The organism is Streptomyces sp. S465, from assembly GCF_026898115.1.
In the GTDB taxonomy this organism is placed as follows: Bacteria; Actinomycetota; Actinomycetes; order Streptomycetales; family Streptomycetaceae; genus Streptomyces; species Streptomyces luomodiensis.
Genome location: NZ_CP114036.1, coordinates 2,773,513 through 2,796,533 on the forward strand (window position 1 = coordinate 2,773,513; position 23,021 = coordinate 2,796,533).

At 72.7% G+C, this 23,021-nt stretch carries 14 protein-coding genes; 7 read left to right on the top strand and 7 right to left on the bottom strand.

Annotated features, from left to right (window positions below):
* Positions 1–21 precede the first annotated feature (21 nt).
* The gene (locus N6H00_RS11960) at positions 22–1,116 is read left to right on the top strand and encodes a hypothetical protein (RefSeq protein WP_268971625.1); all 1,095 of its coding nucleotides are present in this window, start codon (positions 22–24) and stop codon (positions 1,114–1,116) included.
* Positions 1,113–2,324, top strand: coding sequence for a hypothetical protein (locus tag N6H00_RS11965; protein WP_268971627.1), 1,212 nt, complete (start codon positions 1,113–1,115; stop codon positions 2,322–2,324). The genes N6H00_RS11960 and N6H00_RS11965 overlap by 4 nt, the downstream gene beginning before the upstream one ends.
* A gap of 49 nt (positions 2,325–2,373) precedes the next feature.
* Here the strand turns inward: N6H00_RS11965 and N6H00_RS11970 are convergent, their stop codons facing one another.
* Together N6H00_RS11970 and glnA are read right to left on the bottom strand one after the other, a co-directional pair.
* Entirely contained in the window at positions 2,374–5,604 is a 3,231-nt protein-coding gene (locus N6H00_RS11970; RefSeq protein ID WP_268971629.1) for a bifunctional [glutamine synthetase] adenylyltransferase/[glutamine synthetase]-adenylyl-L-tyrosine phosphorylase, read from the bottom strand.
* 149 nt (positions 5,605–5,753) lie between these two features.
* Positions 5,754–7,115 (bottom strand): type I glutamate--ammonia ligase, encoded by a 1,362-nt coding sequence (glnA, locus tag N6H00_RS11975; RefSeq protein ID WP_268971630.1) that lies wholly within the window; start codon positions 7,113–7,115, stop codon positions 5,754–5,756.
* A 481-nt stretch (positions 7,116–7,596) separates the two neighbouring features.
* Between glnA and N6H00_RS11980 the strand changes: the two genes are divergently transcribed.
* Together N6H00_RS11980 and N6H00_RS11985 are read left to right on the top strand one after the other, a co-directional pair.
* Positions 7,597–9,186, top strand: coding sequence for a multicopper oxidase family protein (locus N6H00_RS11980; protein WP_268971631.1), 1,590 nt, complete (start codon positions 7,597–7,599; stop codon positions 9,184–9,186).
* 106 nt (positions 9,187–9,292) lie between these two features.
* Complete coding sequence (locus tag N6H00_RS11985; protein ID WP_268971632.1) at positions 9,293–11,047, top strand: NAD+ synthase; 1,755 nt, start codon at positions 9,293–9,295, stop codon at positions 11,045–11,047.
* A 371-nt stretch (positions 11,048–11,418) separates the two neighbouring features.
* Here N6H00_RS11985 and N6H00_RS11990 read toward each other — a convergent pair whose 3' ends face one another.
* The 4 genes from N6H00_RS11990 to N6H00_RS12005 form a co-directional block, all read right to left on the bottom strand.
* Entirely contained in the window at positions 11,419–12,624 is a 1,206-nt protein-coding gene (locus N6H00_RS11990) for an MFS transporter (RefSeq protein WP_268971633.1), read from the bottom strand.
* Between the two features lie 165 nt (positions 12,625–12,789).
* Complete coding sequence (locus tag N6H00_RS11995; RefSeq protein WP_268971634.1) at positions 12,790–13,818, bottom strand: endonuclease/exonuclease/phosphatase family protein; 1,029 nt, start codon at positions 13,816–13,818, stop codon at positions 12,790–12,792.
* A gap of 174 nt (positions 13,819–13,992) precedes the next feature.
* Complete coding sequence (locus N6H00_RS12000; RefSeq protein WP_268971635.1) at positions 13,993–14,601, bottom strand: TetR/AcrR family transcriptional regulator; 609 nt, start codon at positions 14,599–14,601, stop codon at positions 13,993–13,995.
* Positions 14,598–16,223 carry an MFS transporter gene (locus tag N6H00_RS12005; RefSeq protein WP_268971636.1) on the bottom strand — a complete coding sequence of 542 codons (1,626 nt, stop codon included), beginning with the start codon at positions 16,221–16,223 and terminating at the stop codon, positions 14,598–14,600. The genes N6H00_RS12000 and N6H00_RS12005 overlap by 4 nt, the downstream gene beginning before the upstream one ends.
* Before the next feature lie 190 nt (positions 16,224–16,413).
* Between N6H00_RS12005 and panB the strand changes: the two genes are divergently transcribed.
* The 3 genes from panB (at position 16,414) to N6H00_RS12020 (ending at position 19,320) form a co-directional block, all read left to right on the top strand.
* Positions 16,414–17,274 carry a 3-methyl-2-oxobutanoate hydroxymethyltransferase gene (panB, locus tag N6H00_RS12010; protein ID WP_268971637.1) on the top strand — a complete coding sequence of 287 codons (861 nt, stop codon included), beginning with the start codon at positions 16,414–16,416 and terminating at the stop codon, positions 17,272–17,274.
* A gap of 143 nt (positions 17,275–17,417) precedes the next feature.
* Complete coding sequence (locus N6H00_RS12015; protein WP_268971638.1) at positions 17,418–18,431, top strand: ATP-binding cassette domain-containing protein; 1,014 nt, start codon at positions 17,418–17,420, stop codon at positions 18,429–18,431.
* Between the two features lie 64 nt (positions 18,432–18,495).
* A complete protein-coding gene (locus N6H00_RS12020; protein ID WP_268971639.1) occupies positions 18,496–19,320 on the top strand; it encodes an ABC transporter permease in 825 nt (274 codons plus the stop codon).
* Between the two features lie 161 nt (positions 19,321–19,481).
* Here N6H00_RS12020 and N6H00_RS12025 read toward each other — a convergent pair whose 3' ends face one another.
* Positions 19,482–22,859 carry an ATP-binding protein gene (locus N6H00_RS12025; protein WP_268971640.1) on the bottom strand — a complete coding sequence of 1,126 codons (3,378 nt, stop codon included), beginning with the start codon at positions 22,857–22,859 and terminating at the stop codon, positions 19,482–19,484.
* Between the last annotated feature and the right edge of the window lie 162 nt (positions 22,860–23,021).

A 23,021-nucleotide genomic window follows, 5' to 3' on the forward strand; every position in this document is an offset into this window, starting at 1 on the left:
CACACGGGGGAAGGAACAGCGATGAAACAGCTGATGAGCGGCGTGCGCAGCCGCGTGCGTCGGCGGACCGCTCTGGCCGGCGGCGCCGTCGTGGTGCTGGTGGCGGCCGGGCTCGGCACCTGGTCCACGGACACCTGGCCGTTCGACAAGGACAGCTACTGCTGGGGCGCCTGGAAAGAGGACAGCGGACCGCACTTCCTGAGCGGCGAGGCCATCGACGAGGACAACGCCGGCCGTACGTCGAAGGAGACCGCGCCGACACCACGGCGGCCGCAGGGGCGGTGCACGGTCTCGCTCCACTCCGAGGACGCCGACGTGGCCGAGAAGACCGAGGTCACGGTCGTCTACGGCCCCGCGCCCGAGGACGCCGCGGAGCGTGTCGAGTGGATCGGCGGATACCTCGGCGACCGGGCGATGCCGCTGCCCGACGGACTGCCGGGCGCCACCGACGGCAGGCACGCGCTGCTGGTGCTGCCCAAGGAGTGCGACACCCGCGACGGGCGGCCGACCGCGGTGACGCTCGACGCCACCGCGGAGTCGGTCTACCGCGACTCCACCATGTCGGGTGACGCGGGGCTCGGCGGCTCCCAGTCCGTGGCCCGGCTGCTGGTCGCGGTCGCCAACCGGGCGATGGAGAAGGCGGGTTGTGCCCCGGCGAAGCCGCTCGAGGTCCACTCGCCGATCACCACACTGCCCGAGGAGGAGGAATCCTTCTTCACCCGCGCCTGCCGGATCAGGGGCCTGGACCTCGGCGATGCGGCCGAGGAGCTGGAGTACCAGGTCGGCGCGGTCACCCGGGACCTCCAGTCGTGTTCGGTGCGGCTGCGGCGCGGCGAGGGCCGGTACTTCGACGCCCTGATGGTCGCCCAGCCACGTCTGGCCGCGCTGTTCGACGGCGTCACCGGCAGCAAGGCGCCGGCGCGCGGCTGGCGCGGTACGGGGGTCTTCGCCGACGAGTACAAGGTCGTACGGGCCGGATGCGCGGACCGCCCGCTCACCGTGCTGATGCTCGCCCCGTCCACCCGCGAGACGACGCCGTACTTCGCCACCTTCGCCAACGCCGTGGCGCGACGCATCGGTTGCGCGCCCATCGCACCTGGGGGGACCGACCGATGACCGACCGCACCGGGGACAACCAGCACCCCGACAGCACCGAGAACCCCGAGCAGGACGGCGACACGACCGCCGTGCCGCCGCCGCACGAGCGGCACCGCCCCTGGTGGCACTGGCGGCGCCTGACCGGCAGCCGGCTGCGGCTGGCCGTGACCACGGGCGTGGCCGGGGCCGTCGCCGGGGCGCTGCTCGGCGGCGCGGGAGTGGCCTGGCGGGCCGAGGCGGGTCCGTTCGCGGACGACCGGGCCTGCTGGGGGGCGCTCAGCCGGGACGATGTGGCGGCGCTGTTCGACGGCAAGACGGACATCGAGACGTCCGACGTGCCCATCACCACCGACCGCATCGGCTCCGAGGGCCCGTCGGGCGCATGCCGTCTGACGTCGCCGCGCGGGCGGCGGATCACCGTCGAGGCGCACCAGCTGGACACCCGGTTCGGCGGCTCGGGCGACCAGTGGGCCGATGAGTTCCTGTCCGCGCGGCTCACCCCGCTGGGCGGCGGGCTGCTGGGCATGGCCTCGGACACCCGGGCCTGGCTCGCGGTGCCCGACGGCTGCATAGGCCGGCCGAGCCGGACCGGCGTGTCCGACGGCCCCACCGTGATCGACATGGACACCGGCTGGACCGTCTACGACGACGAGGTCGACACCGAGGCCCGCGACGCGCTCGCCCGCGCCGTGGTCACGCTCGTCAACCACTACATGGCCGACCAGGGCTGCACGGGCACCATCGCCGACCCGGTCGGCGGCATGCCCGCGCCGCCGCGCTTCCTGGACGAGAAGAAGGACGCCATGTGCGGCGTCGAGGGGCTGCCGCTCCCCGCCGCGTACAAGCGCGGGGGGCTGGGCCGTGCGCTGGTGACCCGGGGCGACGGCCCGGTGCGCACCTGCGACCGCGATGTGCTCTTCGGCCACCCCGGGCTGCGGCTGATGACGGTCGAGGACCCCCGGCTGGCCGTGCTCTACGACCGGCTGTCCCTGGACGGCGCCAAGGAGCCGGTCAAGGCCGGTGAGGGCGACGGACGCGGCTTCGTCCGCGACGACATGGGGATGTTCCAGGCGGAGTGCCAGACCGGCCAGGTCACCTTCCTGGTCCGGGCGGACGACGCGGACCGCCCCGGCGCCATCCGTGCGCTGCTCACCCGCTATGTGGCCGCGGAGGCCGACCGCATCGGCTGCGGTCCGCTGCGCCTCACGCTGCCCGAGGACGGCTGAGGCACCGCTTCACCGCGCCATCAGTACCCGTCGATTCCCGTGGTCGCCGTCAGTTCTCGTAGTCGTAGAACAGCCGCTCCACCACCGCCCGCGCCCGGCGGGTGGTGCGGCGGTAGTCCTCCAGCGCCTCGCCGACGTGGCCGGGGCCGTAGCCCAGGTAGCGGCCCACCGCGGCCAGTTCGCGGACGTCGGTCGGGAAGGTGTCGCCGGGGCGGCCGCGGACCAGCATGACGGCGTTGCGGACGCGGCTGGCCAGGACCCACGCCTCGTCCAGGGTCTGGGCGTCCTCGGTGGAGATCAGTCCGGCGGCGTGGGCGGCGGCCAGGGCCTGGCGGGTGCGGGTGGTGCGCAGACCGGGCTCGGCCCAGCCGTGGCGCATCTGAAGCAGCTGGACGGTCCACTCGACGTCGCTGAGGCCGCCGCGGCCGAGTTTGGTGTGGGTGGTGGGGTCGGCCCCGCGCGGCAGCCGTTCGGACTCCATCCGGGCCTTGAGCCGCCGGATCTCGCGGACCGCGTCCTCGCCCAGCCCCTGGGACGGGTACCGCAGCGGATCGATCAGCTCGATGAACCGCTCGCCGAGCCCGGGGTCGCCCGCGACCGGTTCGGCGCGCAGCAGCGCCTGGCTCTCCCAGACCAGCGACCAGCGGCGGTAGTAGGCGGCGTAGGAGGCGAGGGTGCGCACCAGCGGGCCGGACTTGCCCTCGGGGCGCAGGTCGGCGTCGATGAGGAGGGGCGGGTCGACGGTGGGGAGCTGGAGCAGCCGGCGCATCTCGTTGGCCACGGCGAAGGCGGCGCGGGCGGCTTCCTGTTCGTCGGCGCCCTCGCGCGGCTCGTGGACGAAGAGCACGTCCGCGTCGGAGCCGTAGCTGAGCTCATGACCGCCGAAGCGGCCGAGACCGATCACGGCGAAGCGGGTGGGCAGCTCATCGCCCCAGGTGTCGCGGACGGCGGCGCGCAGGGCGCCGGCGAGGGTCGCGGCGTTCAGATCCGAGAGGGCGTCACCGACCATGTCGACCAGCGCGGCGGCGTCCACGGGCGGTTCGGCGGCGGGGACGGTGGGCCGGGCCGGCACATGGGGTTCGGACTCCTTGAGGGCGGTGGGCAGCTCGGAGCGCTTGGCCGCCGAGGGGGCGGGCGCGGGCCCGGTGGCCCGGCCCGGCGTCCGGTCGCCGGACGGCGGCCAGCTCACGGTGGGGCGCACCTCGCCGTTGGCCAGCCGGGCGCTTTCGATGATGTCCGCCGCCGCGGTACGGAACATCTCGCGCCGCCGCACCCCGCGCGCCACCGCGACCGCCTGCTCGGCACCGTCGGCGCGGCCGACGGCGGCCAGCACCTCCTGCTCCAGATGGGCCCGGCCGCGCGGGCGCAGCCCCTCCGGGTCGCCGAGCAGGGCGACCGCCTCGGGGGCGCGCAACAGCAGGTCGGGGGCGAGCCGCCCGGCGGACAGCACCCGGGCCAGGTTCTCCGCGGCGGCGCCCTCGTCCCGCAGCAGCCGCAGGTACCAGGGGGTTTTGCCGAGCGCGTCGGAGACCTTGCGGAAGCCGAGCAGTCCGGCGTCCGGGTCGGCGGAGTCGGCGAACCAGCCCAGCAGCACCGGCAGCAGCGTGCGCTGGATCGCCGCCTTCCGGGTCACCCCGGACGCCAGCGCCTCCAGGTGCCGCAGCGCCCCGGCCGGGTCCGCGTAGCCCAGGGCCGTGAGGCGCTGGCCGGCCGCCTCGGAGCTGAGCCGGATCTCACCGGGCTCCAGTTGGGCGACGGCGTCCAGCAGCGGCCGGTAGAAGAGCTTCTCGTGCAGCCGCCGCACCTCGCGGGCGTGCCGCCGCCAGGCGGTGTCCAGTTCGGTGACCGGCTCCGTGCGGAACCCCAGCGACCGGCCGAGGCGGCGCTGATCGGCCTCGTCCTCGGGCATCAGATGGGTGCGGCGCAGCCGGTGGAGCTGGATGCGGTGCTCCATGGTGCGCAGGAAGCGGTACGCGGAGTTCAGCGCGGCGGCGTCGGTGCGCCCCACATAGCCGCCCGCGGCCAGCGCCGCGAGCGCGTCCAGCGTCGTGCCGCTGCGCAGCGACTCATCGGACCGCCCGTGCACCAACTGGAGCAGCTGGACGGCGAACTCGACGTCGCGCAGGCCGCCGGGGCCCAGCTTGAGTTCGCGGTCGACCTCGGCGACGGGGATGTTCTCGACCACGCGGCGGCGCATCTGCTGGACGTCGGGCACGAAGTTCTCGCGCTCGGCGGCCTGCCAGACGAGCGGCGCGAGGGCGTCCACGTACGCCTGGCCGAGCGCGCCGTCGCCCGCGACCGGACGGGCCTTCAGCAGCGCCTGGAACTCCCAGGTCTTGGCCCAGCGCTGGTAGTACGCCAGATGGCTGGAGAGGGTCCGCACCAGCGGGCCGTTGCGCCCCTCGGGGCGGAGGTTGGCGTCGACGGGCCAGATGGTGCCCTCGACGGTGACATCGGAGCAGACGCGCATCAGCCGGGAAGCGAGCCGGGTGGCGGCCCGTACCGCCTCGTCCTCCGGAACGCCCTCCACCGCCTCCGCCACGAAGATCACATCCACGTCGGAGACGTAGTTGAGCTCGCGGCCGCCGCATTTGCCCATGCCGATCACGGCCAGTTTGCAGGCGGCGGCGTCCTGCGGCTGCTCCTCGGCCGCGATCTCCAGCGCGGCCCGCAGCGTCGCGGTCGCCAGGTCGGCCAGTTCGGCGGCCGTCTGGGTGATCTCGGTGGTGCCGCACACATCGCGGGCCGCGATGGCCAGCAGCGCCCGCCGGTAGGCGACGCGCAGCGCGTCGGCCCGGGGCAGCCCCGCCCCGGGCTCGCCCCAGACGCCCTCGGCCAGGGCCCGCTCGAACTCGGGGGTGGTCGGGTGCAGATCGGCCGACTCGTAGGTCACCAGGGCGTGCCAGTCCTGCGGATGGCGGGCGAGGTGGTCGCCCAGCGCCTCGGAGGCGCCGAGCACACCGAGCAGCCGGTCGCGCAGCGGTTTGGCGGTGACGAGGGTGTCCAGCAGCGCCTGCCGGGAACCGGCCCGCTGCCCGCCGTGCTCCCCCGGGCCGCTCTGCTCCTCCTCCTCGGGCAGCGCCTCGACCAGCCGGACCAGCCCGAGCAGCGCCAGATCCGGATCGGCGGTCGCGCCGAGCCCCTCCAGCAGTACGGAATCGCTGCGCACCCCGGCCAGCTCGGGCGCGTCCAGCAGCCGCTGGGCGGCCGAGGCGTCGGTGAAACCGTGCCGCAGCAGCCGGGTGAAGTTGCTGCTCCTGCGTCCCTGCGGTACGGACATCCCGCCGCCTCCCGTCCCTGGTCGACTCCGCGCCGCCCGATCACGCGCCGCGCACAGCGTGATCAATGCGCCGCTGACGAGCCTAAGCGACCTCGGCGGCGAAGCGGCAGGTCCGGGCGGGGGCGCGGCCGGCGCCCCCGCCCGGCCCGCTACAGCACCGGCAGGTTCTTGCGCAGCTCGAACGGGGTGACCTCGGAGCGGTACTCCTCCCACTCCTGCTTCTTGTTGCGGAGGAAGAAGTCGAAGACATGCTCCCCGAGCGTCTCCGCGACCAGTTCGCTGCGCTCCATCAGGTCGATCGCCTCGCCCAGGTTCTGCGGCAGCGGTTCGATGCCGAGCGAGCGGCGCTCGGCGTCGGAGAGGGCCCAGACGTCGTCGTCGGCGCCGGCCGGGAGCTCATAGCCGCCCTCGATGCCCTTGAGTCCGGCCGCGAGCAGCACCGCGTAGGACAGGTAGGGGTTGGCGCCGGAGTCCAGGGAGCGGACCTCGACCCGGGTGGAGCCGGTCTTGCCGGGCTTGTAGAGGGGGACGCGGACGAGGGCGGAGCGGTTGTTGTGGCCCCAGCAGATGTAGGAGGGGGCCTCGCCGCCCGCGCCGGCGGTGCGCTGGGAGCCGCCCCAGATGCGCTTGTAGGAGTTGACCCACTGGTTGGTCACGGCGGAGATCTCCCCGGCGTGGCGGAGCAGTCCCGCGATGAAGGAGCGGCCCACCTTGGAGAGCTGGAACTCGGCGCCGGACTCGTAGAAGGCGTTCCGGTCGCCCTCGAAGAGGGAGAGGTGGGTGTGCATGCCCGAGCCGGGGTGTTCGGAGAACGGCTTCGGCATGAACGTGGCCTGCACCCCCTGCTCCAGCGCCACCTGCTTCATGACCAGGCGGAAGGTCATGATGTTGTCGGCGGTGGAGAGCGCGTCGGCGTAGCGCAGATCGATCTCCTGCTGGCCGGGGGCGCCCTCGTGGTGGGAGAACTCGACCGAGATGCCCATCGATTCGAGCATGGTGATCGCCTGGCGGCGGAAGTCCATGCCGATGTTCTGCGGGGTGTGGTCGAAGTAGCCGGAGGAGTCGGCGGGCACCGGGCGGGTGCCGTCCACCGGCTTCTGGCTGAGCAAAAAGAACTCGATCTCGGGGTGGGTGTAGAAGGTGAAGCCGAGGTCGGAGGTCTTGGCGAGGATGCGCTTGAGGACGTAGCGGGGGTCGGCGAAGGACGGTGAGCCGTCCGGCATCAGGATGTCGCAGAACATCCGGGCGGTCCCCGGGGCCTCGGCGCGCCAGGGCAGGATCTGGAACGTCCCGGGGTCCGGCTTGGCGATCATGTCGGACTCGTAGACACGGGCGAAGCCCTCGATCGCGGAGCCATCGAAGCCGATGCCCTCGTCGAAGGCGCCCTCGAGTTCGGCGGGTGCGACGGCGACGGACTTCAGAAAGCCGAGCACGTCGGTGAACCACAGCCGCACGAACCGGATGTCGCGCTCTTCGAGCGTGCGGAGCACGAACTCCTGCTGCTTATCCATGGTCCCCTATCCTTGCAGGTCAAACGGCTCTTTACGCGGGCGCGGGGCACCTTTCGCAGCCCCAGTATCACGTGGCGGGATTTCTTGGAGGTTTCGTCCGGCCGCTCCGGTCTCCCCCTGTACCTCACCACGATGTGTGCATCGTACTTTCACGCGGCCGGTCACGGACCCGAGCGTTCCGCGCCCGCCGTGGCGCCTTCGGGAGGTCCATACCCCTTGGGGGTAAGCTGCCGATCACCACGATGATCAAACAGTCGGATAATGATCATAACGGCCAGAGCAACCAGAACGGTCAGATGGAGGCGGCGGTGCACCGTCGGAGCCCCTCACCCCTCACCCCACCCCTCAGCCGGTCGCCGGCGCGCCGCACGGCACGCAGAGGCCGTATAGAGCGGCGCGTCGGCCGCCCGCCCTCCCGGCGGGGCGGCGGACGCGCCGACCCTCACCCATACGGCACACATCAGCATTGGGGTACCGACTCATGCACGAAAAGACTCGCCGTGCCGTACTCGGCACGGGCATCGCCGCCGCCGGCAGCGGTCTGCTCCCGGCCTGCGGCTCCCCCGCCCGCCACCGCGCCAAAGACCACGACGGCATGGACGGCGCCCGCATGGGCGCCCCCGGCAGGGCCGGCGCCCCCGCGAGCGACGCCCCGCCCGCCTACATCTCCCCGCACGGCCCGGAGGTCGCCGAGCGGGAGCGGAAGCGGGACCCGGGGCCGGTGCGGCGGTTCCGGCTGACCGCCACCGCGACCACGCTGGACATCGGCGCCCGCAAGGTGACGTCCTGGGCGTACGAGGACCAGGTGCCGGGCCAGGAGATCCGCGTGACCGCGGGCGACACCATCGCGCTCACCCTCGCCAACAACCTGCCGCAGTCCACCACGCTGCACTGGCACGGCATCCGGCTGCGCAACGACATGGACGGCGTCCCGGGGGTGACCCAGCGGCCGATCAGGACCGGCGCCGCCTTCGACTACCGCTTCACGGCGCTCTACCCGGGCACGTACTGGATCCATCCGCACTCGGGCCCCCAGCTGGACCGGGGGCTGTACGCACCGCTGATCGTGGAGGATCCGAAGGAGACGCTGACCTACGACAAGGAGTGGGTCGTCGTCCTCGACGACTGGCTCGACGGAGTGGGCGGCCGCACCCCGGACACGGTGCTGAAGCAGCTCAACGGCGGCAAGGCCGCCCATGCGATGGACGACGACGGCAAGGGCGACGCCGACAACGCGGCCAGGAAGACCCGGCACGAGGCCGCGCCGATGCAGAGCGCGCTGCTGGGCGGCCACGCGGGCGATGTCACCTACCCCTACTACCTGGTCAACGGGCGCAGCCCGGAGTCCCCGCAGGTCTTCCGCGCCAAGCGCGGCGACCGGGTCCGCATCCGCATCATCAACGCGGGGGGCGACACCGCCTTCCGCGTCGCCCTCGGCGGCCACCGGATGACCGTCACCCACACCGACGGCTACCCCGTCGTACCGGCCGAGACGGACGCGCTGCTGCTGGGCATGGGCGAGCGCTACGACGTTCTGGTCACCGTCAAGGACGGGGTCTTCCCGTTCGCCGTCCTCGCCGAGGGCAAGGGGCGGTCCGCGCTGGCGGTGCTGCGCACCCGCGGCGAGAAGCCCGTAAGGTTCCCGCGCCCCAAGGAGCTGGACGGCAAGCTGCTCACCGCGGCCGAGCTGAAGGCGGCGGAGGAGGTGCGGCTGACGCCCAAGGGGCCCGACCGCATCATCCGGCTGCGGCTCACCGGCTCGATGCGGACGTGGGACTGGGCGATCAACGGCCGGCCGTACGAACCCTCGCAGCGCTATCCGGTGCGGTCCGGGGAGCGGGTCCGGCTGTCCTTCATCAACGGCACCGACATGTGGCATCCGGTGCATCTGCACGGCCACACCTTCGCGCTGCCGGACGGCGGCCCCCGTAAGGACACCACGATCCTGCTGCCGCACCACAAGGTGAACGTGGACCTCGACGCCGACAACCCCGGGCTGTGGATGATCCACTGCCACAACGTCTACCACTCGGAGTCCGGGATGATGACCATCCTCGGTTACCAGAAGTAGCCACGGAGCGGGCCCGGCCCCAGAAGGCGCAGGGGCCGGGCGGGCGTGAGGAGGCCGACAGAGACACCCCCGGCTATCGCGTCAGACAGACGATTACACTGGGCCCGTGCCTCAACTTCGCCTCGCTCTGAACCAGATCGACTCGACCGTCGGAGACCTCGCCGGCAACACCGAGTCGATACTCCACTGGACCCGGCACTCCGCCGAGCAGGGCGCCCATCTGGTGGCGTTCCCCGAGATGGCGCTGACCGGTTACCCCGTCGAGGACCTGGCGCTGCGCTCGTCCTTCGTCGAGGCGTCACGCTCCGCGCTGCGCTCGCTCGCCGAGCGGCTGGACGCCGAGGGACTGGGCGAGGTGCCGGTGGTCGTCGGCTATCTCGACCGCAGCGAGCGCGCCCGGCGGTACGGCCAGCCGGCCGGCTCACCGCAGAACGCGGGCGCCGTGCTGCACCGGGGCACGGTCGCCCTGACCTACGCCAAGCACCATCTGCCGAACTACGGCGTCTTCGACGAGTTCCGCTACTTCGTGCCCGGCGACACCCTGCCCATGGTGCGCGTCCACGGCATCGACGTGGCGCTCGCCATCTGCGAGGACCTGTGGCAGGACGGCGGCCGGGTGCCGGCCGCCTGCACGGCGGGGGCCGGACTGCTGCTGTCGATCAACGCCTCGCCGTACGAGCGGGAGAAGGACGACACCCGGCTGGACCTGGTGCGCAAGCGGGCCCAGGAGGCCGGCTGCACCACCGCGTACCTGGCGATGATCGGCGGCCAGGACGAGCTGGTCTTCGACGGTGACTCGATCGTCGTGGACCGGGACGGCGAAGTCATCGCGCGCGCCCCGCAGTTCGCGGAGGGGTGTGTGCTGCTCGACCTCGAGCTGCCCGCCGCGGACCCGGGCTCCGTCCCCGAGGGGGTCGTGGACGACGGGCTCCGCATCGAGCACGTCACCCTCTCCGCCGACCCGCTCCCCGCGTACGAGCCGCAGCTCGCGGGCGGCGAAGCCGAGCGGCTCGGGGACGACGAGGAGATCTACACGGCGCTGGTCGTGGGGCTCCGGGCCTATGCGGCGAAGAACGGTTTCCGCAGTGTTCTGATCGGGCTCTCCGGCGGGATCGACTCCGCCCTCGTCGCCGCCATCGCCTGTGACGCGGTCGGCGCGCAGAACGTGTACGGCGTCGCCATGCCCTCGCGCTACTCCTCCGAGCACTCGATCGCCGACGCCACCGAGCTGGCGCGGCGCACCGGGCTCAACTTCCGTACGGTCCCGATCGCCCCGATGTTCGACGCCTATATGGGGGCCCTGGGCCTGACCGGACTGGCCGAGGAGAACCTCCAGTCGCGGCTGCGCGGCACGATGCTGATGGCGATCTCCAACCAGGAGGGCCACATCGTCCTCGCCCCGGGCAACAAGTCCGAGCTGGCCTGCGGCTACTCCACGCTCTACGGGGACTCGGTCGGCGCGTACGGCCCGATCAAGGACGTCTACAAGACGTCCATCTTCCGGCTGGCGAAGTGGCGCAACCGCGCGGCGGAGGAGCGGGGCCAGACCCCGCCCATCCCCGAGAACTCGATCACCAAGCCCCCGAGCGCCGAGCTGCGCCCCGGCCAGGTCGACACCGACTCGCTCCCGGACTACGACGTCCTCGACCGCATCCTGGAGCTGTACGTGGACCGGGACCAGGGGCGTGCGGAGATCGTCGCGGCGGGCTACGACGACGCGCTGGTGACCCGGATCCTGCGGCTGGTCGACACGGCGGAGTACAAGCGGCGCCAGTACCCGCCGGGCACGAAGATCTCCGCGAAGGGCTTCGGCAAGGACCGCCGACTGCCGATCACCAACCGCTGGCGCGAGCACGTGTGAGCCGGTTCCGGCCCCGGGCACCACGCCTGGGCGTCCAGGACCCCTGAACGGGCCCAGCCACTCGGCGGGTGCCAGTCCGGCCTGGCCGATCGCGCCGGGCGGCACGGAGGCGCGGCCGCCCTCGACGACGGCGGCCGGCTCCTCGGGCGTCATCCGGTCCGGACAGGGCGCACCCGCGCCGACGAGCGCCGTCCAGCGGGCGGCCGGCTCCCCGGTGCCCGAACGCGGCCGGCACGGCCAGTCGCCGCCCCGTAGCCGCATCCGGGCGCCGGGGACGGCCGCGGTCAGGTCCAGCGCATACGGGACAAGGCCCCCGCCGGTGGCGGGGGCCTTGTCCCGTACTCGTCCCGTACTGCCGTCGGGCCGGGCGCTCAGCGCACCTCGGACAGCCGCGGCATCGACTCGCTGCTCGCGACGACCCGCGAGCCGCTCGCCGGGGTCCGGTCGGTCAGCCCCGCGATCAGGGCGATCGACAGACCGACCACCGCGAGCACCGCGCCCACCAGCGTCGGGGAGGTCCAGCCCCAGCCCGCCGCGATGGCCACGCCGCCCAGCCACGCGCCACCGGCGTTGGCGAGGTTGAAGGCGGAGTGGTTGGAGGCGGAGGCCAGCGTCGGGGCGTGCTGGGCCTTGTTCATCACCAGCATCTGGAGCGGGGTGGTGGTCATGAAGCCGACCGCGCCCAGCACCACGACCGACAGCAGCGCCGCCCACTTCACATGCACCGTGAAGTCGAAGACCACGAGCATGGCGGCCAGCGCCGCCAGCGAGCCGTAGAGCGTGGGCCGCAGCGCCCGGTCGGTCAGCGGACCGGCGGCCAGGGCGCCCAGCGTCATGCCGATGCCGAACAGCGCCAGCACCAGGGTGACGGTCGACTCGCCGAACCCGGTGACCTCGGTGACCATCGAGGCGAGGTAGCTGTAGACGGCGAAGACGCCGGCGAAGCCGAAGACGGCGGTCAGCAGTCCCAGCACCACCTGCCGGTCGCGCAGGGCACCGAGCTCCTGGCGCAGTCCGCCGTGCTGGTCGTGGGAGATCTGCGGGACGAGCCGGGCCAGCGCGGACATGGCGACCACGCCGATGCCGGCGACGACCAGGAAGGTCGCCCGCCAGCCGAGGTGCTGGCCGAGCAGGGTGGCCACGGGGACGCCGACGATGTTGGCGATCGTCAGCCCCAGGAACATGGTGGCGACCGCGCGGGCCCGCCGGTCCTCGGTCACCAGCCGCGCGGCGACGACCGCGCCTACGCCGAAGAACGCGCCGTGCGGCAGTCCGGCGAGCACCCGGCCCGCGATCAGCAGGCCGAAGCTGGGGGCGAGGGCGGAGGCGAGGTTGCCCACCGTGAAGAGCGCCATGAGCAACACGAGCATCCGCTTGCGCGGGATACGGGAGCCGAGAGCGGTCAGCAGCGGAGCGCCCACCACGACTCCGATGGCGTAGGCGGAGACGAGGTATCCGGCCGTGGGCACGGAGGTGCCCAGATCGTTCGCGACATTGGGCAGCAGGCCCATCATCACGAATTCGGTAGTACCAATGCCGAAGGCGCTCACAGCAAGGGCGAGCAGGGCCAGGGGCATGAGAGACCTTTCAAACGAAGGAGAAACGTGCAGAGGATGCGTATGTTCTCTAGCTGAACAAAGTCTCTCACGGCAGTTGTTCCCGAAGAGGATCCCCAGATGAACAGCACGTAAGATCTCGCCGGGCGCCCCGTGAGTTGGGTCACCCAAAACGGCCCCGGAAGCTCAGTAGTCGACCGACGCCGCCACCGGAAGGTGATCGCTGCCGGTCTTCCCCAGCGTCCACGCCGAGACCGGGTCCACCCCCCGCACCATGATCTGGTCGATCCGCGCCATCGGGAACGAGGCGGGCCAGCTGAAGCCGAAGCCGTCGCCCGCCGCGCCCTGGGCGGACCGCATCTGCGCGGTGACGGGGGCGAGCGCCCGGTCGTTCATGGTGCCGTTCAGATCGCCGAGCAGGATCACCTTGTCGAGCGGCTCGTGGGAGATGGCCTCGCCCAGCGCCTCGGCGCTGGCGTCGCGCTGTTCGGCGGTGAAGCCCGCGTTGAACTTCACCCGCACCGAGGGCAGGTGCGCCACGTAGACACCGACCTCACCGTGCGGGGTGCGCACCGCGGTGCGCAGCGCCCGGGTCCAGCCCAGCTTGATGTCCACCGGCTTGGTGCCGGACAGCGGGTACTTGCTCCACAGCCCCACCGTGCCCTGCACGGTGTGGTAGCGGTAGCTGTCCGCCAGCGCCCGCTCGTACCGGGGCACGGCCGTGCTGGTCAGCTCCTCCAGCGCCACCACGTCGGCGCCCGAGGCGGCCACGTCCTTGGCGGTGCCCGAGGGGTCGGCGTTCTCCGCGTTGACGTTGTGGGTGACAACGGTCAGCTCGCCGCCGCTGCCGGACTTGTCGGAGAACATCAGCCCGCCGAAGAGGTTCAGCCAGACGGCGACCGGCAGCACCAGCGCCAGCACGGCGCTCGCCGACCGCCGCACCAGGCCGAGCACCAGCAGCACCGGGAGGGCCAGGCCCAGCCACGGCAGGAAGGTCTCCAGCAGGGAGCCGAGGTTGCCCACGCGGTTGGGCACATCCGCGTGGAAGATCATGACCAGGGCGAGCAGGATCGCGATCCCCGCCAGCACCAGCCCGCGCCGCCACAGCCCGCGATCGTTCCGCAGCCGGTCGAGCAGGCGGCCGATCCGGGAGCCCGATGGCTGGGGCGCGTCGTCCCCGAGCTGTCGTGTCTCCTGCGTGTACGCCTGCGTCATTCGCTGTCCCTCACTGCCTCAACTACCGCGCCTTGGGCTACGACCATAGGTGATGACCAGGGGCTTTCCCGGCGCCCCCTGGGGCGCTCCCGGTTGGAGGACGTCATGGTCCGGGCCGGGAGTTCCGCGACCGGGCGCGGACGGGACTGTTGTGACACAACAGGCACAAACCGCTCAGTCGCGCGGCGAGACCCCGGCCAGGACCGTATCGACGATCCGTTCGGCCAGCCCTTCGGGAAGTTCCTTCCACTCGTGGAGCATGGCACGAGAGAGCATCGGACCGGTGAAGAGGTCGGCGAGCAGCTCCAGATCCACATCGGCGCGGATCTCACCGCTCTCCCTCCCCCGCCGCAGCACGGCGCGCAGGCTCGCCCGGCGGGCCGCTATGACATTCTCGTCGTAGGCCCGCCACAGCTCCTGGTGCGCGTGCATCTGGGTGACGACGGTGCGCAGCAGGGCGGAGTTGCGCTTGGCGAGCCCGCGGCGGCGCATGAACTCCAGGACGGTGACGAGGTCGTCGCGCACCGAGACCCCGGCCGGCTCCGGGCTGGGCTCCTCCAGGGAGCGCAGCACGTCGAGCATCAGCGCGTCCTTACCGGGCCAGCGGCGGTACACGGTGGCCTTGCCGACGCCCGCCTCGCGGGCGATCCTCTCGATCGACAGCCCGCCGACCGAGGCGCCCTCCTCCAGCAGCCGCAGGGCGGCCTCGATGATCGCGGCGTCGGTGGCGGGGCTGCGGGGGCGGCCGCGCAGTTTTCGTACGGAGCTGTCCGGGACGGTCATCGGTCGGCCGACGCCTCCTCACGCGGGCCCGTCCGCCCGCTGTCGGGGGCCTGGCCGGAGGCGTCCTTGCCGGGCAGGAAGGCCAGCACGACCAGCGCGCCGAGGAGGGCGACACCCGCCGAGCCGAGCGCGGTGACGTGCATGGCGTGCACGAAGGCGTCCTGCGCCGGGCCCACCAGCGCCTGGCCCCTGGGCCCCAGCTTCTCGGCGACGGCCAAGGTGGCCTCGACGGACTCGCCCGCCGAGCGCCGTACGGAGTCGGGCAGTCCGGGCACGGCGGCCAGGGTGTCCCGGATGCCGTCGCGGTAGGCGGTGGAGAGCACCGAGCCGAGCACGGCGACCCCGAGCGCGCCGCCGACCTGCCGGAAGGTGTTGTTCAGCGCCGAGCCGGAGCCGGCCTTCTGGCGCGGCAGCGCCTGCATGATCGCGGTGGTCACCGGCGGCATGATATGCGCCATGCCGGAGCCCTGGGCGAAGAACAGCACCTCCAGCACGAAAATCGGGGTGTCCACGCCCAGCAGCAGGAACCCGGACATGGTGGCGGCCACCAGCAGCATGCCGCCGGTGCACACCGCGCGGGCGCCGAACCGCTCCACGACCAGCCGGGCACGCGGCGCGAAGACCAGCTGCGCCACGGCCAGCGGCAGGATCAGCAGCCCGGATTCCAGCGCGCTGTAGCCGCGCACGCTCTGGGTGTAGAAGACCATGAAGAAGGTCACGCCCATGAGGGCGAAGAAGACCAGGGCGACGGCGGCGATGGCGGCGGAGAAGGCGGGCTTGCGGAAGTAGCCGACGTCGATGGCCGGATGGTCGCTGCGCTTCTCGTGCACCACGAACAGGGCCAGGACGACGAGTCCGGCCCCGATGGAGCCCAGCACCTGGGCGTCGGTGAAGTCGGCGAGCTGACCGCCCTTGATGATGCCGTAGACCAGCAGCACCAGCCCGACCACGGACAGCAGCACCCCCAGCGGGTCCAGCCGGCCGGGCGCGGGGTCCTTGGAGTCGGGGACGAGCACCACCATCGCGATCAGTCCGGCGATCACGATCGGCACATTGACGAAGAAGACCGAACCCCACCAGAAGTGCTCCAGCAGCAGCCCGCCGGTGATCGGGCCGATGGCGATGGCCAGGCCCACCGCGGCGACCCAGATGCCGATCGCCTTGGCCTGTTCCTCGCGTTCGAAGACATTGACCAGGATGGCGAGGGTGGCGGGCATCACGAAGGCGGCGCCCAGGCCCATCACGGCCCGGAAGCCGATGAGTTCGGCCGGCGAACCGGAGAAGGCGGCGAGTACCGAGCCCACGCCGAACACCGCCATCCCGCCGAGCAGGACCTTCTTACGGCCGAGCCGGTCGCCCAGCAGCCCCGCGGTGAACAGCAGTCCGGCGAAGACCAGCGTGTAGGAGTTGATCGCCCACTCGAGCTGACTCTGGGTGGCGCCGAGCCCGGTGGGCTTCGGCGTGGCGATGGTCTTCATCGCCACGTTGAGTATCGAGTTGTCGAGGACGACGACCAGGACGCTGACCATCAGGACGACGAGGATCGCCCAGCGCCGCCGGTGGACCGCCTCGGGAACGGCGGACCCGGCCGGGGCACCCTTGGTGCTGGAAGGGGTTGCCATGCCGTCCAGGCTAGGCAGCTTCCGATACGAGACCGTCTCGTATCGGAAAGTATGGAAAAGTCTTTGCGCGGGTTTTGGCCGACGGGGCGAGGTCCCGGCCCACTTTCGTCCCGGCAGGAGCCGTGCCAGCATGGGGGTGGTCCGGGGACGCCGTCAGGGCGCCTCGAGATGATGAACAGGAGCCGTAGCGATGACGCACGTCAGCCCTGCGCGAAACCAGTCCGACAAGGCGCTCTACGGGGGCACGAGCTCCCGCCGCATCACCGTCCGGGACATCGCGGCCGCCAAGGAGCGCGCCGAGAAGTGGCCGATGCTCACCGCCTACGACGCGATGACCGCGTCCGTCTTCGACCAGGCGGGCATCCCGGTCCTGCTGGTCGGCGACTCGATGGGCAACTGCCACCTGGGGTACGAGTCCACCGTGCCCGTCACCATGGACGAGATCGCGCTGCTCTCCGCCGCCGTGGTCCGCGGCACCCAGCGCGCCCTGGTCGTCGCCGACCTGCCCTTCGGCTCGTACCAGGAGGGCCCGGTGCAGGCGCTGCGCAACGCCACCCGGCTGGCCAAGGAAGCGGGCGTGGGCGCGGTGAAGCTGGAGGGCGGTGAGCGCTCCGCCGACCAGATCGAGCTGCTGGTCCAGTCCGGCATCCCGGTCATGGCGCACATCGGCCTGACCCCGCAGTCCGTCAACGCCTACGGCGGCTACCCCGTCCAGGGGCGGGGCGAGGAGGCGGCCCAGCAGCTGCTGCGGGACGCCAAGGCGGTCCAGGACGCGGGCGCCTTCGCGGTCGTCCTGGAGCTGGTCCCGGCCGAGCTGGCCGCCGAGGTGACCCGGTCGCTGCACATCCCCACCGTCGGCATCGGCGCCGGTCCGGACTGCGACGGCCAGGTCCTGGTGTGGACGGACATGGCGGGCATGACCGACGGCCGGGTGCCGCGCTTCGTCAAGCGGTACGCACAGCTGCGCCAGGGCCTGGGCGACGCGGCGCGGGCCTTCGCGGAGGACGTGGTCGGCGGGGCCTACCCGGCCGAGGAACACTCCTTCCACTAGGGGGCACGCTCCGCCGGGGAGCGCTTCTTCCAGCAGCCGGCAAGAGCCACTGCGGTACAACGGCAGCCCGCCGATCTTCCCCCGTCGGCGGGCTGTCTGCCGCGTGTCGGTGGTCTGTCGGTGGTGCCTGGCATCGTGGTGGCATGACGCGAGGGGAACACAGGATCAGAGACGGCAACGCCGTCGAAGTACGGGGGCTGGTCAAGCACTTCGGTGACACCAAGGCCGTCGACGGAGTGGACCTGGACGTGCCGGAGGGCACCGTCCTGGGTGTGCTGGGCCCCAACGGCGCCGGTAAGACCACACTGGTGCGCTGTCTGTCCACCCTGCTGGTGCCGGACGCCGGCACCGCGGTGGTGGCCGGGTACGACGTGGTGCGCCAGCCCCGGCAGCTGCGCCGCACCATCGGGCTGACCGGGCAGTACGCCTCGGTCGACGAGAAGCTCCCCGGCTGGGAGAACCTCTACATGATCGGGCGGCTGCTCGACCTCTCCCGCAAGGAGGCGCGGGCGCGGGCGGACGCCATGCTCGAGCGGTTCTCGCTCACCGAGGCGGGCAAGCGGCGCGTGCGCACCTACTCCGGCGGTATGCGCCGCCGGCTCGACCTGGCCGCGTCCATGATCGGCCGGCCCTCGGTGCTCTATCTGGACGAGCCGACCACCGGTCTGGACCCGCACGCCCGCAACGAGGTGTGGGACGAAGTCAGGCGGATGGTCGCCGACGGGGCCACCGTGCTGCTGACCACGCAGTACATGGAGGAGGCCGAGCAGCTCGCCGACCACCTGACGGTGATCGACCGGGGCAGGGTCATCGCCGACGGCGGGGTGAACGAGCTCAGGGCCAAGATCGGCGGCCGCACCCTGCAAATCCGCCCGTCCGACCCCGGTGAGCTGCACCGGATGGTCGGCGCCATCACCCAGGCGGGGCTCGACGGCATCGGCGGCGCGACCGCCGATGTGGCGGAGGGCCTGGTCAACGTGCCCATCGCCAGCGACGAGCAGCTGACCGCCCTGATCGGGCTGCTCGGTCAGCGCGGTTTCGCGATCGCCGGGATCGACACCCATGTGCCCAGCCTGGACGAGGTCTTCCTGGCCATCACCGGCCGGAAGGCGTCCGCACCGCAGGACGGCAAGACGCTGGACGAGGTCGTCGCGTGAACGCCGCGCGCCTCGATGTCACGAGCAGCCGCCGACGCGGCGGGACGAACGGAGGGGACACAGCATGACCGCGGCCACGACGACCGCGCCCGTGCCGGGAAAGAGCGACGCCCGGATCGGGCTCCGGGCCAATCTGCGCCATATCGGCGCGCTGGTGCGGCGCTACTTCATGCAGATCCGGTACGAACCGTTCTCGATGTTCGACGCCCTGGCTACGCCGATCGTCTTCTCGCTGCTGTTCACCTATGTCTTCGGTGGCGCGATGACGGGCGGCAACCGGAGCGAGTACGTCAACTACTTCATTCCCGGTCTGATGGCGATGGGCGGGCTCAACATCGCGATGTCGATCGGCACCGGCGTCAGTGACGACTTCAACAAGGGCGTCATGGACCGCTTCCGCACGCTGCCGATCGCCCGCTCCTCGGTGCTGATCGCCAAGCTGGTCGTGGAGAGCGGCCGGATGCTGGTGTCCACCGTCATCCTGCTGATCATGGGCTTCATCATGGGCTTCGAGCTCGAGACCGGGCCGCTGGAGCTGTTGGCCGCGGTGCTGCTGGCCCTGGTCTTCGGATCCTCACTGACCTGGATCTTCATGCTGCTGGGGATGTCGCTGCCCACCCCGCAGGCGGTCAGCGGTATGGGCTTCATCGTGATCATGCCCCTACAGTTCGGCTCGTCCATCTTCGCCCCGACCGCCACCATGCCGGACTGGCTCCAGTCCTTCACCGAGTACAACCCGCTGTCCCGGCTCGCGGACGCCGCACGGGCGCTGACCAGCGGCCGGGGCGCGGTGGCGGAGCCGGTGACGGTGACCTTGATCTGGGCGCTGGCCATCACGGTGATCGTGGCGCCGCTCGCGGTGCGCAAGTTCCGCGACAAGACCACCTGACGGCCCGCGGCCCTGGGCCCGCGGCCCCGCCGGAGGGCCGCGCCGCACGGGAGGCGGCGCGGCCCTCCGGCGTCGCACCAGGCGCGGTCAGCGCCCCGCACCACCCGGCGGCGCCGAACCGCCGGACCATGGCAGCATCACCGGACCGTGGGCGGGGCCCGTCAGACCAGGGGGAGCGCCTCCTCCAAGGTGAGGCCGGTGCCCTCGGTGTAGGCCCGCTCGTACGCGGCGTCCCCGAGCTCGGCTCGCACCGCGGCCTCGGTCCGCTCCCGGCCCGTGCGCTCCGTGGCGGCGCGCCGGTAGGACTGGGGCGTGCGCAGTGTGTCGTAGGCCCCCACCAGCCGCGCCGCGGCCGTGGCCCGCTCCGCGCCGCCGAGGCCGCTCAGCGCCTCGGCCGCGGTCAGCAGCTGCATCACCGGGATGAACGGCGCGACCAGCCCGGTCATCCGGTGAGACGTCTTCGCCAGGGCACCGCGGACCGTCGCCAGAGCGTCGCCCGGCCGTCCCTCCAGCAGGTCCAGCCCGGCCAGCATCCCCTCCACCATGCCCTCGAACAGCCGCAGCGCCCGGGTCGCGAACTCCCGGCGCAGCGAGGTCAGGATCGTCCGTGCCTCGGTGAGGCGGCCCGTGGCGGCACAGTGCTGCGCCAGATGGATCCGGGCGTACGACAGCGCCTCGGCGCCCACGTGCTGCCCCTGCTCGACCACCTCGCGCAGCATCCGCTCGCCCTTCGCGACCTGCTCGCCCTCCCCGAACTCCACGAACAGCCCGGCCAGCCGGGACCGCAGCAGCAACACCTGCTCATGGGCCCCGAGTTCCTGGGCACAGCGGATCGCCGCACGGTAGTCCTCGGCCGCGGCGGCGGCCGCGCCCCGCCGCTCCCGGGCCTCGGCACGGCCGGACAGCGCCTCCGCCGCGCCCCACGCGTCACCGAGCCCGCGGAAGATCTCCAGGCTTTCGTCGGCGTCGTCGGCCGCGTCCTGGTCCCGGTCACTCCGCTCGTTGTTGTCGATCTTGGCGCGCAGCTGGAGGGTGAAGGCCAGCTCCCAGGCGTAGCCCAGCTCCCGGCAGGTGCGCACCGCCGCGTCGGTCATCTCCCGCAACAGGGCGAAGTCGCCCTTGAGGAGCACCGCGAAGAACCACAGGGCACCGGGGAGACGGCAGGTCTGGGGCAGGCCGGGCCGGTAGGCGGAAACGATTCCCTCCAGCTCGCCGTGTGTCCCGTCGTCCGCCATGGCCTGGAGGTCGCCCTCGATGTTGGCCAGCGCGAACAGCCGCACCCCCCGCCGCGCCTCGACCAGCAGCTCGGGGGCCATCGGCGGCGGGGCGGCGGTGCAGCTGACGTACAGCGGCGGCGCGGGCGTCACGGGCGGTGCGAAGGGGCTCGGTCCGAGCGACGCCGCCGCGACTGCCCAGTGCCGCGCTTCGCCGCGGTGGCCGCGCAGATGCCAGAACCAGCCGAGCGAGAGCACCAGGCACAGCGCCTCCTGCTCGTCACGGGCGGCCACGGCCCGGCGCAGCGCGGTGCGCAGATTCTCGTGCTCGGTCTCCAGCCGGTCCAGCCAGTGGCGCTGCGCGGGGCCGCGCAGCAGCGGATCGGCGGTACGGGCCAGCTCCCGGTAGGCGACCAGATGGCGCCGTTCGACCGCCGCCCGCTCACCGGATTCGTCCAGCCGCTCGGCCGCGTACTCGGCGACGGTCTCCAGCAGCCGGTAGCGCATCTCCCCGTCCGCGCCCGGTGCGGCGACGACGAGCGACTTATCGACAAGGGAACCCAGCAGCGCGGCCACATCGCGGGACTCCACGGCCCCGCAATCCCCCACCGGGTCCTCTCCGATCCGCCCTTCCGCGTCCTTCCCGGCGGCCCTCCCGGTGTCCCTTTCGGTGTCCCCGCACACCGCCTCCGCCGCGGCGAGATCGCAGCCGCCGGCGAAGACGGACAGCCGGGCGAGCACCGTGCGTTCGGGGGCGTCGAGGAGGTCCCAGGACCAGTCGACGACGGCTCGCAGCGTCTGCTGGCGGGGCAGCGCCGTACGGCTGCCGCTGGTCAGGATGCGGAAGCGGTCGTCGAGGCGGTCGGCGAGCTGCCGCGGGGTGAGCAGCCGCAGCCGGGCGGCGGCCAGCTCGATCGCCAGGGGCAGCCCGTCCAGGCGCCGGCAGATCTCGGCGCACGCGGCCGGATCGTCCTCGGTACGGAAACCGGGCCGGGCCGCCGCGCCCCGATCCTGGAGCAGCCGCAGCGCGACGGGGTCGGGCAGCGGTTCCACCGGACGCACCAACTCGCCCGGCACCGCGAGGGGTTCACGGCTGGTGGCCAGGATGGTGACCCCGGGGCACTGGGCGAGCAGGGACTCCGCGAGGTGGGCCGCGGCCTGGACGAGGTGTTCGCAGTTGTCGAGCACGATCAGCATGCGGCGCGGGGCGCAGTGCTCGATGAGCCGGGTGCGTGGATCGCGCACGGCCGGATCGGTCGCGGCGCGCAGCCCTTCCGTCGCCGTGCCGAGGATGACCGTCTCGCGCGCCCCGAGCGCGGTGAGGACCGTCTCCGGAACGGTCTCGGGGTCGTCGACGGGCGCGAGTTCGGCCAGCCACACCCCGTCCGGCCAGGCGGACGCCACCGACTCGGCGGCCTCCTGCGACAGCCGCGTCTTCCCGGCGCCGCCGGGCCCGAGGAGGGTGATCAGCCGATGGCCCGCCAGATCCCCGCGCAGGGTGCGCAGATCGGACTCGCGCCCGACGAAGCTGGTCAGCCGGGCCCGCAGATTGCCGCCGCCGGTGCGGGCAGGGGCGGCGGCGGACGGCACGGGGGCGCCCGCACCGGGCTCCGCCAGCAGTTCGGCGTGGAGCGCCCGCAGCTCCGGCCCCGGATCGGCGCCCAGCCGCTCGGCGATCTCCGTACGGATCGCCTCGTACGCCGCCAGCGCCTCCGCCGTACGGCCCACGTCCCGCAGGGCGCGGATGCGCAGCGCGTGCAGCGGCTCGTCCAGGGGGTGGTCGTCGCAGAGGCCGGTGAGCACGGGGAGGGCCTGGTCGGCGCGGCCGAGGGCGAGGTCGGCGGCGAGCCGGCCGCGCCGCGCGGCCAGCCGCCGCGCCTCGGCGCGGGCGGCGGGCGCCCCGGCGTCGGGCAGATCGCTGAGCGCCGGCCCGCGCCACAGCGCGAGGGCGTCGTCGAGCAGATCGACGGCCTTGGCCGGATCGCCGTCGGCGAGGGCGCGGGCGCCCTCCTCCGCGAGCCGTTCGAAGCGGTGCAGATCGACGTCGTCGGGGTGGGCGCGCAGCCGGTACCCGCCGGGGACGGACTCCACGGCGTCCTTGCCGAGCACCCGCCGTAGCCGCCCGACCAGGGCCTGTAGCGCGCCCTGCCCGTCGGCGGGGGGATCGGTGTGCCAGATCTCCCCGATGAGCACCCCGGTGGTCCGGGCCCGGCCGGGCGCCAGCGCCAGCGCCGCCAACAGCGCGCGCAGCCGCGCCCCGCCGAGCTCGACGGGGGTGCCGTCGTCTTGGCGGGCCTGGGTGGTGCCGAGGATGCCGTAGCGCACGGGCCCATTCTGGTGGATGGCCCGCCCGGCGGGGCATCAGCCTCAACCGCGCGGGAACCGACGACGGGTCCGGGGCCGGCCCTCCGGTCGCCGGCCGGGCTCTCGATCCGCTCGCCGGGCGCCCCGCCCGCGTGGCCCTGGTCACGTCCGTTTCCCCTGGCC

What these genes read in the sequence shown, in the direction of transcription:
- N6H00_RS11960 (WP_268971625.1), top strand. Translation starts at nt 22, where the DNA reads ATGAAACAGCTGATGAGCGGCGTGCGCAGCCGCGTGCGTCGGCGGACC.
- N6H00_RS11965 (WP_268971627.1), top strand. Translation starts at nt 1,113, where the DNA reads ATGACCGACCGCACCGGGGACAACCAGCACCCCGACAGCACCGAGAAC.
- N6H00_RS11995 (WP_268971634.1), bottom strand. Translation starts at nt 13,818, where the DNA reads ATGACGCAGGCGTACACGCAGGAGACACGACAGCTCGGGGACGACGCG.
- glnA (WP_268971630.1), bottom strand. Translation starts at nt 7,115, where the DNA reads ATGGATAAGCAGCAGGAGTTCGTGCTCCGCACGCTCGAAGAGCGCGAC.
- N6H00_RS11970 (WP_268971629.1), bottom strand. Translation starts at nt 5,604, where the DNA reads ATGTCCGTACCGCAGGGACGCAGGAGCAGCAACTTCACCCGGCTGCTG.
- N6H00_RS12015 (WP_268971638.1), top strand. Translation starts at nt 17,418, where the DNA reads ATGACGCGAGGGGAACACAGGATCAGAGACGGCAACGCCGTCGAAGTA.
- panB (WP_268971637.1), top strand. Translation starts at nt 16,414, where the DNA reads ATGACGCACGTCAGCCCTGCGCGAAACCAGTCCGACAAGGCGCTCTAC.
- N6H00_RS11990 (WP_268971633.1), bottom strand. Translation starts at nt 12,624, where the DNA reads ATGCCCCTGGCCCTGCTCGCCCTTGCTGTGAGCGCCTTCGGCATTGGT.
- N6H00_RS12020 (WP_268971639.1), top strand. Translation starts at nt 18,496, where the DNA reads ATGACCGCGGCCACGACGACCGCGCCCGTGCCGGGAAAGAGCGACGCC.
- N6H00_RS12000 (WP_268971635.1), bottom strand. Translation starts at nt 14,601, where the DNA reads ATGACCGTCCCGGACAGCTCCGTACGAAAACTGCGCGGCCGCCCCCGC.
- N6H00_RS12005 (WP_268971636.1), bottom strand. Translation starts at nt 16,223, where the DNA reads ATGGCAACCCCTTCCAGCACCAAGGGTGCCCCGGCCGGGTCCGCCGTT.
- N6H00_RS11980 (WP_268971631.1), top strand. Translation starts at nt 7,597, where the DNA reads ATGCACGAAAAGACTCGCCGTGCCGTACTCGGCACGGGCATCGCCGCC.